Here is a 12,867-nt window from a genome sequence, read left to right on the forward strand (position 1 = left end):
CACCTTAGCGTTTCATTAACCATGCGGTGAGAGGGTGATGGCGATGAAATATGTGCTGTTCTCCCTGATGATGTGCGCGCTGCCGGTCGCCGCGCAGGACCGCGATTCGCTGATCGCCGTGCTGGAGACGCGGATACCGGGCGCCACGCTGAAGGATCTGCGCGCCGATCCAGACCGCTTCCTGACGGAGGCGGCGGGCGTTGTGCTGGGATTTGGCGGGCCTGCGGGGATCGACGCCGACGGGATCGAGGCGGCCATCGCGGCCGAGCGCGCGCGCGTCCGTGCGCGCGAGTTGCGCCGGCTGCTTGAGGCGGATCTGAACGACGATCTGGCAGTCAGCACGGCAGAGATGGCGGTCGTCATCGGCGCGGCAAGTGCCACGATGCGCGGGCGACTGATGGGCTGGCATCTGGACGCCGACCGCGACGGCGACGGCACCGCCAGTTGGGCGGAGCTGCGCGCCTTCGGCCGGGCCCGTGCGCGGGCCGCATTGGGGGCCGAGGATGCACAGGCCCTGCGCCGCCTGATGATCTTTGACACCGACGCCGATGGCCGTGTTACCGTGGCCGAGCTGCGCCGCGCCATCGCCCTGCTCAACCCACCGGGCTGAGCGGGCCGGGATAAAATGCGCGCCCCCTCTCGCCCCGCGCGGGCAAAGCCCCTATACCAATTTGCAGACCCACCGAAACGGAGCTGCCGCCATGGCCGGAGAACTCTCACCCATCGACAAGGCCAAATTCGTCGCCGCCAAACGCGCCGCCGCCTTTGTGGAGGATGGGATGCGTGTGGGGCTGGGCACCGGATCAACCGCCGCGTGGCTTGTGCAATGCCTGGGCGAGCGGGTGCATGAGGAGGGTCTGCGCATCCGCGGCGTCCCCACATCGAGCCGCACCGCGCAGCTCGCGCGCGAAGTCGGGATCCAGGTGATCTCGCTTGACGAGGCGAAATGGCTGGATCTGACCATCGACGGCGCCGATGAATTCGACGGGGATCTCAACCTCATCAAGGGCGGCGGCGGCGCGCTGTTGCAGGAAAAGATCGTGGCGACCGCGTCGGACCGGATGATCGTGATCGCCGATGCCGCCAAGGAGGTCGAGACCCTTGGTGCCTTCCCCCTGCCGATCGAGGTGATCCCCTTTGGCTGGCAAACCACGCAGGCGCTGGTCGAGGAGACGCTGATTTCGATGGATGTGCTGGGCCGATCGTCGACGCTGCGCATGAACGGTGACGTGCCCTTCATCACCGATGAGGGCAATCACATCCTTGATCTGCATCTCGGCCGCATCGGCAACGCGCGCCAGCTTGCGCTCGTGCTCAACCAGATGCCCGGCTGCGTCGAAAACGGCCTGTTCATCGACATCTGTGACACGGTTGTGATCGGCTTTGGGGATGGAAAGGTCGAGCTGCGCGACATAAATGAGGGGACCATCGCCACCGAGCGTGTGGATTTTGTCGAAAGCGACAATCTGTTTTCCGACCTGTGACCCGACTGCAAAGGACTCCCCCAATATGAGCGACTATGACTACGACCTGTTTGTGATCGGGGGCGGATCCGGTGGGGTGCGCGCTGCACGTGTGGCCGCGGGCGAGTATGGCGCACGTGTCGGCCTGGCCGAAGAGGACCGCTATGGCGGCACCTGCGTCATCCGTGGCTGTGTGCCCAAGAAGCTGATGGTCTTTGCGTCGAGCTACCGCGACAGCTTTCAGGACGCCCGTGACTACGGCTGGGACGTCAATGACGGCCCGTTCAACTGGCATAGCTTTTCCGAGAAAATGCGCGGGGAGCTGGACCGGCTCGAAGGTATTTACCGCAATCTGCTGGACGGCTCGGGCGTCGACAAATTCGACGCGCGTGCGCGCGTGAAGGATGCGCACACGGTGTCCCTCTCCACCGGTGAGGAGAAAACGGCCAAGACGATCCTGATTGCGACGGGGGGGCGACCCGTCCGCCCGCAGAACCTTGAAACGGCCCATCTGGGGATTGTTTCCGACGATATTTTCCACCTCGACACGCTGCCGCGCTCGATGTTGATCGTCGGCGGTGGCTATATCGCGTGTGAATTCGCCTGCATCCTGCACGGGTTGGGGGTGGATGTGTCGATGTATTACCGGGGCGGGCAAATCCTGAACGGATTCGACGACGAGGCGCGCGGCCTTGTGGCCGAGCAGATGCGCGCACGCGGGATCGACATGCACTCCGGCGCCAGCGTGCTGGAAATGGAAGAACGCGACGGCGGCATCTGGACCAAATCGACGTTCGGGCAGGAGCGGATCTACGACAAGGTCTTCTTTGCCACCGGGCGCCGGCCGAATACCGACGACATGGGGCTGGAAGAGGTCGGCGTGAAGCTCGCGCGCAATGGCGCGGTCGAGGTCGATGAATTCAGCCAGACTGCCGTGCCCTCGATCTACGCGATCGGCGACGCGACGGACCGGCTCAACCTCACGCCGGTGGCAATCCGCGAGGGGATGGCGTTTGTGAAAACCGTGTTCGGTGACGAGAAAACGCCGGTCGATCACGATCTGGTCGCCTCTGCCGTTTTCACCCAACCCGAGATGGGGACCGTGGGGATGACCGAGGAAGAGGCCGAGGCGCAAGAGCCCATCGAGGTCTACGCCACATCGTTCAAGCCGATGCAGACCGCGTTCGCGGGCCGTGACGACCGGGTGATGATGAAGCTGATCGTGAGCGTCGAGACGCGGCGCGTGCTTGGCTGTCATATCGTCGCACCGCAGGCGGGCGAGATGATCCAGCTGGCGGGCATCGCTGTGAAAATGGGCGCAACCAAAGAGCAATTCGATGCAACCTGCGCCGTTCACCCCACCATGTCGGAAGAATTGGTGACAATGCGCACCCCGGTGCGCACATCTTGATTTCGCCCGGTGAGCGCACAGGTTAAGAGCACAGACAGACGGGCGCCCGCAGGGGCGGGTACTGAATAAGGGAAGAGAGATTTATGGCTGGCAATACGGGCGGTCCTTGGGGCGGCGGCGGCAATTCTGGCGGCGGGAACAACGGCGGCGGCAACAACGGCGGCGGCGGGGGCAACCGGCCTCCGAATGGCGGCGGCGACAAACCCCCGATCCCCGAGATCGACGAACTGGTGAAAAAGGGTCAGGAGCAGCTGCGCGTGTTGATGGGCGGCGGTGGTCGTTCAAACGGGACCGGCGGCGCCGGTGGTGGCGGCGGCGGCCCCGCGCTGACCCGCGGCACAGTTGGGATTGGCGTGCTGGTCGCTGCGGCGGCGTGGCTTTTTGCGTCCACCTACACGGTGCGTCCCGAACAGCAATCGATCGAGCTTTTCTTGGGTGAGTTTTCCGGCATCGGCACCGAGGGTCTGAACTTTGCCCCCTGGCCGCTGGTCACCGCCGAAGTGTTCGACGTCACGACCAACCGCACCGAAACGCTGGGCGTCAGCCGCGGCGGGCAGGGCAACGATGGTCTGATGCTGACCACGGACGAAAACATCGTCGACATCGATTTCCAGGTCGTCTGGAACATCAAGGATGCGCAGCAGTTCAAATTCTCGCTGCGCGATCCGGACAGCTCGGTGCGTGCGATTTCCGAATCCGCGATGCGCGAAGTCATCGCGCAGTCCGAGCTTGCACCGATCCTGAACCGGGATCGTGGTCTGGTGGAACAGCAGGTCGAAGAGTTGATCCAGACGACGCTTGATAACCGCGAAACCGGCATCAACGTGCTGCGTGTAAACGTGAACAAGGTCGACCCGCCGGAGCGGACGGTCTCCGTCACCGATGCGGAAGGCAACACGCAGCAGGTATCGGTTGTCGACGCCTTCCGCGATGTTCAGGCCGCCGAGCAGGAGCGTGACCGTCTTGAGCGTCAGGCCGACGCCTACGCCAACCAGCGCACGGCCGAGGCGCGCGGTGAATCCGCGCAGCTGCTTGAGGCCGCCGAGGGCTACCGCGCCCGCGAGGTCAACGGCGCCATCGGTGAAGCGAGCCGGTTCGAGGCCGTTCTGACCGAATATGCCGCCGCCCCCGAGGTCACGCGCAAGCGTCTGTACCTGGAGACGATGGAAAAGGTCTTTGGCGACGTCGACAAGATCATTCTTGAGAACAGCGGCGGGCAGGGCAGTGGCCAGGGCGTCGTGCCCTATCTTCCCCTCAACGAGCTGCGTCGCAGCGGAGGTAACAACTGATGAAAAAGACGAGTTTCCTGATCCCGATCATCGTGATTGCCGTTGCCGCCGTGCTGTCGTCGATCTTTGTCGTGGACGAACGTGAGAAGGCGCTGGTGCTGCGCTTTGGCCAGATCAAACAGGTGGCCGAGGAGCCCGGTCTGGGCTTCAAGGTGCCATTGATCGATGAGGTCGTGCGCTTTGAAGACCGGATCCTGTCGCTTGAGACGGAGTTGATCGAGGTTACGCCCGCCGACGACCGTCGCTTGGAAATCGACGCCTTCGTGCTCTACCGCATTTCGGATGTGGTGCAGTTCCGTCAGGCGGTCGGCGCCGGTGGCTTGACCCGCGCGCAGAACGATCTGAGCGGTATTCTTGAGGCACAGATCCGTGCCGTGCTGGGTTCGCAGGGTGTGACCTCCAACACGATCCTGTCGCCGGAGCGTTCCGCACTGATGGACCAGATCCGCGAGCAATCCGACAGCCGCGCCGAGGCACTGGGCCTGTCGGTCGTGGATGTGCGCCTGCGTCAGACCAACCTGCCCGAGCAGAACTTTGACGCCACGCTGGAGCGGATGATCGCCGAACGGGACCGTGAAGCGACGGATGAACGCGCCCGTGGTCGTGAGGCCGCGTCGCGTGTGCGCGCCCTTGCGGATCGTACCTACGAAGAGATCATCTCGGAGGCGCGCCGCGACGCGCGCATCATCGAGGGTGAAGCCGACGCGGAGCGCAACCGCATCTTTGCGGAAGCCTACTCCAAGGATCCGGAATTCTTTGAGTTCTACCGCTCGCTGGCCGCGTATGAAGAATCGCTGCGCGGCAACAATTCGACGATGGTGATCTCGCCGGATAGTGAATTCTTCAACTATCTGCGCTCCGATCAGGGGGCTGATTCAATCGCCGCCGGCAATTGATTTGACCCTCAGCCACGCAGAAGGCCGCTCCTGACCGGAGCGGCCTTTTTCATGTGCCCTCCCCCAGCTGCGCCTCATAGGCGACAAGGTCGCGGGTGGGATCGTCGGCAAACCGCGCGTCGCTGATGACCAGCCCGGTGATGCGGTCCAGCCGAAAATGCCGAAACGCGCCGCGCGTCTCGCACCAGCCCGCCAGCAGCCAGACAGGGCTGAAGAACACCAGCGCCAAGGGGCGCACCTGCCGCGTGCTGGCGCGGTCTTGGGTGTCGCGATAGTCAAACGTCAGATACCGCCGCGCGCGGATCGCTTCGCGCAGATCGGAAAACGGCACGTCCCACGGCAACGGCGCCTGCCGTGGCCCCGCGTAGGTCGTGAGCTGTTGCAGATCGCCCTGCATCCGTGCGGGTAGGGCGGCTTCGATCTTGTGCAGCGCGCTTTCGGCCTTGGCGGCAAAGGCATCGTCGGTCCATTGCCGCACGATGCTGATCCCCAGCGCCAGCGCCTCGGCCTCTTCGCTGTCGAAGGTGACGGGCGGCAGGTAGTACGCCTTGTCGATGACATAGCCGACGCCCGCCTCCCCGGTGATCGGCGCGCCCGTGGCCACCAGCGCGTCGATGTCGCGGTAGACGGTGCGCGTGCAGATGCCGAACGCCGCCCCGATCTGCGCGGCGGTGACGGCGCGGCGCCTGCTGCGCAGGAATTGCGCGATCCCGATCAACCTGTCCGCCCGCCGCATGGCCGCTGCTCCTGAAAAAATGTGCCCCGGAAATCTCTGCTGACACAATGCTGTCAGCAGGGTGTCTGTAGCAAGGTTTCATCAACGCAAGAGAGAAGGAATCATCATGCAACGTATGCCCGTAAATCCTTGGGATTGGTCCCAGAGCCTTGGCTATCATCAGGCAGAGATCGTCAGCGGCGCGCAGCGTCAGCTGACCGTGGCGGGCCAGACGTCGGTCGATGCGACTGGCGCACCGCAGCACGCGGACGACATGCGCGCGCAGATCACGCTGGCGCTCGACAATCTTGAGGCCGTGCTGACCGGGGCGGGGATGACCCTTGCCGATGTGACCCGGCTGGGCGTCTATGCCACGGATGTCGACGCGGCCTTGCAGAACTTTGATCTGATGGGGATGCGCTTTGGCCCGCATGGGGTGAAGCCACCGATGACGCTGTTGGGCGTGACCCGGTTGGCACTGCCCGGTCTGATGTTCGAGATCGAGGCGGTCGCACAGCAGTAGCTGCGCGCCTCAGGCGGTGGCGCTGTCCACCGCCTCTGCCAGCCGGTCCACGATCAGCGCGATCTCCGCCTCGGTCGAGGTGAAGCACGGCGCAAGCAACGCATGATCCCCGCGCGTGCCGTCCACACAGCCCTGTGCGGGGTAGCAGATCATGCCGGCCTGCATCGCTGCCACCTGCACCCGCCCCGCGATTCCGCGCGCGGGATCGAATGGCGCCTTGCTCGTCCGGTCCTCGACGAATTCGCAGGTCCAGAACAACCCGCGCCCGCGAATATCGCCCACATGGGGATGATCGCCCAACCGCGCGCGCAGGGCCGCTTCGAGCTGTGTGCCGCGCGTGCGCACGTTGCTCAACAGATCGCGGTCGTCGATTTCTTTCATCACCGCCATCGCCCCGGCGCAGGCGACCGCGTGGCTCATGTATGTATGCCCGTTCCAGAGTCGGCCGGAGCCTGCGAGGATCGCGTCGCAGATCCGCTCGGACGCGAGCACGGCCGCAATCGGCTGGTATCCCGCGCCCAGCCCCTTGGCCATCGTGGTCAGATCGGCGGCGACGCCTTCCTGCTCCAGCGCGTAGAGGCTGCCGGTGCGCCCCATGCCGCACATGACCTCATCCGCGATCAGCACGATGCCGTGACGGTCGCAGATCTCGCGGATGCGGCGCCAGTATCCTTCCGGCGCGGGCTGCGTGCCCAGCGAGGCGCCCACGACCGGCTCGGCCACAAAGGCGCAAACGGTTTCGGGGCCCAGGTCCTGAACGCGGTCCTCTAGCTGCTGCGCCATACGGGCGCCGAAATCAGCCTCCGTTTCATCCGCCCCGCGCAGACGGTAGCCGTAGGTCGCATCAATGTGCTGCGTCTCGATCAGCAGCGGGGCGAAGGGCGCCCGGCGGCCCGCGTGGCCCGACACGGCCAGGGCGCCCAGCGTGTTGCCGTGATAGGACGGCGCGCGCGCGATCACATGCGCGCGCTGCGTCTCGCCCCGCTCCACATGGTATTGCCGCGCGAGCTTCAGCGCCGCCTCCATCGCCTCCGAGCCGGAGCCGAGATACATCACCCGTCCGGTACCGGTGCCAGCGGGCGCACGCGCGACCAGATAGTCCGATAGTGCCTCTGCCTGAGGGTTCGTGAACAGCCCGGTGTGCGCGTATGCCAGCGTGTTGACCTGTTCGCAGATCGCCGCGCGCACGGCGGCGTTGTCATGGCCCAGCGACGATACCGCCGCCCCCCGCAAGCATCGAGGTAGCGTTTGCCCTCGCCGTCGATCAGCCACGCGCCTTCACCGCCGACGATCGAGGGTTGCTGCGCCGTCAGACTGCGGCGCAGGACGCGGCTTTGCGGGCTGTTTGGCACGGTATCTAGGGTCATGGAGGGCTCCGCATCGAGGCTCAGATATGGCGTCAGCATAACCGCTTTGGCCGCGATAAACAGAACAATGGTTCACGCCGCCGTGCACCGTGGTTGAAATAGCGTGGCGGTGTCACATCTTTGAGCTTGAGCCAACGCTGCTCCACAGGCAGTCTGAGCGCAGTCGATCAGGAGAGTATTATGCAGCCCAAAGCGGTCGCCCGAACCCGAACACAGCCCAACCCGGCGCAGAAGCTGGCCCTGCGCGGGGCCATGATGGGGCTTTTGGCCCTTGCCCTTATCGCCGTTCAGACGGTGATGGCACAGGCCCGCCCCGAAAGCCTCGCGCCATTGGCGGAGCAGATCAGCCCCTCGGTCGTAAACATCACGACCTCGACGCTGGTCGAAGGACGCACCGGGCCGCGCGGCATCGTGCCCGAAGGCTCCCCGTTCGAGGATTTCTTTCGCGAGTTTCAGGACCGCAACCGAAACCGCAACGGCGAGAACGCGCCAGCGCCGCGCCGGTCCTCCGCACTTGGATCGGGTTTCGTGATTTCCGAGGATGGGTTTGTCGTCACCAACAACCACGTCATCGAGGGTGCCGACGAGATCACCATCGAATTCTTCTCCGGTGAAGAGCTGGTCGCCGAGGTGATCGGGACCGATCCCAACACGGACATCGCGCTCTTGAAGGTCGAGGCCGACGGGCCGCTGCCCTTCGTCAGCTTCGGTGACAGCGACAACGCCCGTGTGGGCGATTGGGTCATCGCCATGGGCAACCCGCTGGGGCAGGGGTTCTCTGTCTCGGCAGGGATCGTGTCGGCGCGCAACCGCGCGCTGTCGGGCACCTACGACGACTACATCCAGACCGATGCGGCGATCAACCGGGGCAACTCGGGCGGGCCGTTGTTCAACATGGACGGTGAGGTGATCGGCGTGAACACGGCGATCCTGTCGCCCAACGGCGGCTCCATCGGGATCGGCTTTTCCATGGCGGCCAATGTGGTGACCCGCGTGGTGGACCAGTTGCAGGAGTTCGGTGAGACGCGGCGCGGCTGGCTCGGCGTGCGCATCCAGGACGTGACTGAGGATGTGGCCGATGCCATGGGCATGGATACCGCGACCGGTGCGCTCATCACCGACGTGCCCGAAGGCCCCGCGCGCGACGCGGGCCTTGAGACCGGCGATGTGATCCTGTCGTTTGACGGGGTCGAGGTCGAGGACACGCGCGGTCTGGTGCGTCAGGTCGGCAACAGCCCCGTGGGCGCCACCGTGCGCGTGACCGTTTTGCGCGAGGGCAACAGCCAGACGATCCCCGTCACGCTGGGCCGCCGTGAGGACGCCAACGGCGAAAGCACCGCCTCCGAGGACGAGGAAGACACTCCCGCCGAGCCCGAGGTCTCCTCGCTGCTGGGTCTGACGGTGACACCGCTGACCGACGAAATGCGTGAAGAGCTGGGCGCCGAGCCCGGCATGGACGGTCTGGCCGTGACGGAGGTGACCGAAGGTTCGGAAGCGTTCGAAAAGGGCCTGCGCGCCGGTGACATCATCACCGAAGCGGGCCAGCAGAAGATCACCAGCATCGCAGAGCTGAACGCCCGCATCGACGCGGCGCGCGAGGCCGGGCGCAAATCGCTGCTGCTGCTGGTGCGCCGTGCGGGCGATCCGCGCTTTGTCGCGCTGACACTCGACGCGGACTAGGATCAACGCTGATCAGGGAAAGGGCGCGCCGGGAGACCGGGGCGCCTTTTTTCGTGCCGTCAGGCCGGATCGCGTGGCACGGCGACGATACCCAACGCGCGCGCCGTCTTGATCGACAGCACGTCGGCGGGCAGCCCGTCGGCCGTCTGAACGGCAAGCACCGCGCGGCGGGTGGCCGCATCCATGTTGCCCGTCACCGCCCCCGCATAAAGCCCGCGCGCCTGCAACGCGCGTTGCAGGGTCGAGACGAATTCGACCGTGAAGGCGGGCGGGCAGGGGGTTTCAAACCAGCGGTCGGTGCGCGGGGTCACGATCTGGCGGCGGCTTTCGTCGCGGTAGACAGGCAGCGAGGCGATGCTGCCGTCCGGGTTGGTCTTGGCCGGTGTGACGAGCACACGCTCGGTCACCGTCTCGATCACGGCGGGCGTGGGGATCTTGCCCCAGCAGGTGCCGGGCGGCGCGCCGGGCGGTGCTAGCCCGTTGCCCTGCACGACCCCCTCTGCCGAGACGGTCTGCCCCCCACCGGTGGTGCAGGCGGCCAGCGTGGCAAGAAGGGCCGCACAGATGCTGCGCGTCAGAATGTCCTGTATCATGGCCCGCTGTCTCCGAGGCTCTTGGTTCCGGCGCAGACTAGCCGCTTTGCGCGGTGCTGCCTAGAACCCGCGTGCGGCGCGGGCGCGCGGGCGGCAAAAACGGGCTGGCAGGGCCGGGCCCGCTTGGCTAAGACTTGGCGCGACTGATTATCAAAAGGGGCACCCGGATGGCCAAAATCACCTACGTCGAACACAACGGAACCGAGCATGTGGTGGATGTCGCCACCGGGCTGACCGTGATGGAAGGCGCGCGCGACAACAACATTCCCGGCATCGAGGCCGATTGCGGCGGCGCCTGCGCGTGCTCGACCTGCCACGTCTACGTCGATCCGGCCTGGGTGGAAAAGCTGCCCGCCAAGGACGACATGGAAGAGGACATGCTCGATTTCGCGTATGAGCCCGATCCCGCCCGGTCGCGCCTGACATGCCAGTTGAAGGTGACCGACGCGCTGGACGGTCTGCGCGTTCAAATGCCAGAAAAGCAGATCTGATGGCAGCGCGGCGTCTGCCCGCGCGCGTGTGGCACGGCCCCGCGCGCCGCGTGTGGCTGGCGCTGTGCGTGTGGCTGGCGCTGCTGGTCCCGGTGGCGGCGGGCGCGCAAGATATCGTCTCGGCGCGTTATACCGATCCGACGACGCGCTATCCGCACGGGGTGCTGGGCGACACGGTCGAGCACGCGGGCCTTGAGGTCACGCTGGGTGATGGCAGCAGGCGGACGCTGCTCTGGCCACAGGAGATCGTCTTCGAGGATACAGCACCGCGCGTAATGGACCTGAGCGGCGATGGCGCGCCCGAAGTGATCGTGGTCGAGAGCGATCAGAACCTCGGCGCGCGGCTTGCCGTCTACACGATGCGGGACGGTGCGCTCACGCTCTTTGCCGCCGGTCCCTTCATCGGGCAACGCTTTCGCTGGCTCGCGGTGGTGGGCGCCGGGGATCTGAACGGCGATGGCAGGCTAGAAATCGCCTATGTCGACCGCCCCCATCTGGCCAAGACCCTGCGTGTGATGCGGGTCGAGCGGATCGACAGCGTGAACCACGTGCTGCGCGAGGTGGCCAATCGCCCCGGCCTCACCAACCACCGCATCGGGGAGCGCGACATCGCGGGTGGCATCCGCGATTGCGGGCAGGGACCAGAGATGATCCTCGCCACCGCCGATTGGGCGCGGCTAGTCGCGGTCACCTTCGACGGTACGACGACCCAAGCGCGCGACATCGGCCGCCACCGGGATCGTGCGAGCTTTGCCGCCGCACTCGCCTGCGAATGATCCGCGCACTGGCATTTGCGGCGCTCACCGCCACGCCGCTGGCCGCGCAGGAGCAGATCAGCCCGGATGATTTTCTGGATCTCGCCGTGGGGCGCACGCTGACCTTTCGCGGGGTCATCTCGGGCGAAGTGGTCGGGATCGAGCAATTCCTGCGCCGTGATCTGTCGGTCTGGGCCGGGCAGGACGGGCGCTGCACCTACGGGCGGATCGAGGTGCGCGGGCCGTTTTTGTGCTTCATCTACGAGGACTACCCGAACCCCGACAATTGCTGGACGACCTACAGCGACGACGGTGCCCTGCTGGTTGTCTCGCAGACGTCGTTCCAGACCCAGCGCATCAGCGACGTGAGCGAAAAGCCCGTGCTGTGCGAGGGCGCGCCGGTTTCCTAGTCGAGCGCGCGCCAGCCGATGTCGCGGCGGCAGAACCCTTCGGGCCAGTCAATCGCATCGACCATCGCATAGGCGCGCGCCTGCGCCTCGGCCAGCGTATCGCCGCGCGCCGTGACGTTGAGCACACGACCCCCGGTCGCGACAATCCCGCCATCCCGCGCGGCGGTGCCTGCGTGAAACACCATGTTGCGGCTGTCGGCGGGCAGCGCGTCCAGCCCATTGATGACCGAGCCTTTTTCATAGGCGCCGGGATAGCCCGCAGCGGCGAGCACCACCGTGATCGCGTGATCCTCGGCCCAGTTCACGCGCATTTCCCCCAGCCGCGCTTCGGCGGCTGCGTGCATCAGATCGAACGCCTGCGCGCCCAGCCGCATCATCAGCACCTGACATTCCGGATCGCCAAAGCGCACGTTGTATTCCACAAGCCGCGGCGCGCCGTCCTCGATCATCAACCCGGCGTAAAGCACGCCGTGATAGGGCGTGCCGCGTGCAGCCATTTCGGCCATGCAAGGCTTCACGATCTCCTCCAGCGCCCGCTGGGCAACCGCGTCCGTCAGCACCGGCGCAGGGGAATAGGCCCCCATGCCGCCGGTGTTGGGGCCGGTATCGCCGTCGCCCACCCGCTTGTGATCCTGCGCCGTGCCGATGGGCAACACGTCCGTGCCGTCGCACAGCACAAAGAATGACGCTTCCTCGCCGCGCATGAATTCCTCGATCACGACCTCGGCGCCCGCCGCGCCGAATTCACCGCCGAACATGTCGTCGATGGCGGCCTCCGCCTCGGCCAGTGTTTCGGCGATGATCACGCCCTTGCCGGCGGCCAGCCCGTCAGCTTTGACGACAATCGGCGCGCCCTGCGCCTGCACATAGGCCTTGGCGGCCTCCGCATCGGTGAAATGCCCGTAGGCCGCCGTGGGCGCCCCGCAGGCATCGCAAATCTCCTTGGTGAACGCCTTGGACGCCTCAAGGGCGGCAGCGGCCTGCGAGGGCCCGAACACCAGCACACCGGCCTCGCGCAGGCGGTCCGCGACGCCGGCGGCCAGCGGCGCCTCCGGCCCCACGATCACAAAATCGACGTTGTTGCGCTCGACCATCTCGACCACGGTGCCGCCGTCGTTGATGTCAATGCTGGCACATTCCGCGATCTGCGCGATGCCCGCATTGCCCGGCGCCACGATCAGCTTGTCGCATTTGGGGTTCTGCTTGACCGCCCAGGCGAGCGAATGCTCACGGCCACCGCTGCCGAGGATGAGGATATTCATGGGCGCGCTCCC

13 protein-coding genes and 1 pseudogene are annotated in these 12,867 nt (G+C 65.9%); 10 read left to right on the top strand and 4 right to left on the bottom strand.

Annotation, left to right across the window (positions count from 1 at the left end; genetic code table 11):
• The first annotated feature begins 37 nt into the window (after window positions 1-37).
• From KDD17_RS03760 to hflC, 5 genes are all read left to right on the top strand, one after another.
• A complete protein-coding gene (locus KDD17_RS03760; RefSeq protein WP_212705347.1) occupies window positions 38-610 on the top strand; it encodes an EF-hand domain-containing protein in 573 nt (190 codons plus the stop codon).
• Between the two features lie 91 nt (window positions 611-701).
• Window positions 702-1,484 (top strand): ribose-5-phosphate isomerase RpiA, encoded by a 783-nt coding sequence (gene rpiA, locus KDD17_RS03765; RefSeq protein ID WP_212705348.1) that lies wholly within the window; start codon window positions 702-704, stop codon window positions 1,482-1,484.
• 25 nt (window positions 1,485-1,509) lie between these two features.
• A complete protein-coding gene (gene gorA / locus KDD17_RS03770) occupies window positions 1,510-2,874 on the top strand; it encodes a glutathione-disulfide reductase (protein WP_212705349.1) in 1,365 nt (454 codons plus the stop codon).
• Between the two features lie 83 nt (window positions 2,875-2,957).
• On the top strand, window positions 2,958-4,163 hold the full coding sequence (hflK, locus tag KDD17_RS03775; RefSeq protein WP_212705350.1) for an FtsH protease activity modulator HflK: 1,206 nt from the start codon (window positions 2,958-2,960) through the stop codon (window positions 4,161-4,163).
• Window positions 4,163-5,059: a protease modulator HflC gene (hflC, locus tag KDD17_RS03780; protein ID WP_212705351.1), complete on the top strand. Its 897-nt coding sequence runs from the start codon at window positions 4,163-4,165 to the stop codon at window positions 5,057-5,059. Before hflK ends, hflC begins: the two co-directional genes overlap by 1 nt.
• Window positions 5,060-5,108: 49 nt before the next feature.
• Here the strand turns inward: hflC and KDD17_RS03785 are convergent, their stop codons facing one another.
• Window positions 5,109-5,795 (bottom strand): helix-turn-helix transcriptional regulator, encoded by a 687-nt coding sequence (locus KDD17_RS03785; protein WP_212705352.1) that lies wholly within the window; start codon window positions 5,793-5,795, stop codon window positions 5,109-5,111.
• 106 nt (window positions 5,796-5,901) lie between these two features.
• On the opposite strand from KDD17_RS03785, the gene KDD17_RS03790 reads away from it, so the two are divergent.
• The gene (locus tag KDD17_RS03790; RefSeq protein ID WP_212705353.1) at window positions 5,902-6,297 is read left to right on the top strand and encodes a RidA family protein; all 396 of its coding nucleotides are present in this window, start codon (window positions 5,902-5,904) and stop codon (window positions 6,295-6,297) included.
• Between the two features lie 9 nt (window positions 6,298-6,306).
• On the opposite strand, the pseudogene KDD17_RS03795 reads toward KDD17_RS03790, so the two are convergent.
• Window positions 6,307-7,664: pseudogene (locus KDD17_RS03795) on the bottom strand (aspartate aminotransferase family protein).
• A gap of 180 nt (window positions 7,665-7,844) precedes the next feature.
• Between KDD17_RS03795 and KDD17_RS03800 the strand changes: the two are divergent.
• Window positions 7,845-9,344, top strand: a complete 1,500-nt coding sequence (locus KDD17_RS03800; protein ID WP_212705354.1) for a DegQ family serine endoprotease — start codon at window positions 7,845-7,847, stop codon at window positions 9,342-9,344.
• A 59-nt stretch (window positions 9,345-9,403) separates the two neighbouring features.
• On the opposite strand, the gene KDD17_RS03805 is transcribed toward KDD17_RS03800, so the two are convergent.
• Window positions 9,404-9,937, bottom strand: a complete 534-nt coding sequence (locus tag KDD17_RS03805; protein WP_212705355.1) for a peptidoglycan-binding domain-containing protein — start codon at window positions 9,935-9,937, stop codon at window positions 9,404-9,406.
• 167 nt (window positions 9,938-10,104) lie between these two features.
• Here KDD17_RS03805 and KDD17_RS03810 point away from each other — a divergent pair, with 167 nt between their 5' ends.
• The 3 genes from KDD17_RS03810 to KDD17_RS03820 are packed head-to-tail and all read left to right on the top strand — an operon-like array spanning window position 10,105 to window position 11,593.
• Window positions 10,105-10,428 (top strand): 2Fe-2S iron-sulfur cluster-binding protein, encoded by a 324-nt coding sequence (locus KDD17_RS03810; protein ID WP_212705356.1) that lies wholly within the window; start codon window positions 10,105-10,107, stop codon window positions 10,426-10,428.
• Window positions 10,428-11,204 carry an FG-GAP repeat domain-containing protein gene (locus KDD17_RS03815; protein WP_212705357.1) on the top strand — a complete coding sequence of 259 codons (777 nt, stop codon included), beginning with the start codon at window positions 10,428-10,430 and terminating at the stop codon, window positions 11,202-11,204. The genes KDD17_RS03810 and KDD17_RS03815 overlap by 1 nt, the downstream gene beginning before the upstream one ends.
• Window positions 11,201-11,593: a hypothetical protein gene (locus KDD17_RS03820; RefSeq protein ID WP_212705358.1), complete on the top strand. Its 393-nt coding sequence runs from the start codon at window positions 11,201-11,203 to the stop codon at window positions 11,591-11,593. Before KDD17_RS03815 ends, KDD17_RS03820 begins: the two co-directional genes overlap by 4 nt.
• Here KDD17_RS03820 and purD read toward each other — a convergent pair.
• Window positions 11,590-12,855 carry a phosphoribosylamine--glycine ligase gene (gene purD / locus KDD17_RS03825; protein WP_212705359.1) on the bottom strand — a complete coding sequence of 422 codons (1,266 nt, stop codon included), beginning with the start codon at window positions 12,853-12,855 and terminating at the stop codon, window positions 11,590-11,592. The genes KDD17_RS03820 and purD overlap by 4 nt on opposite strands.
• Between the last annotated feature and the right edge of the window lie 12 nt (window positions 12,856-12,867).

This window comes from Sulfitobacter albidus, from assembly GCF_018200035.1.
Lineage (GTDB): Bacteria > Pseudomonadota > Alphaproteobacteria > Rhodobacterales > Rhodobacteraceae > Sulfitobacter > Sulfitobacter albidus.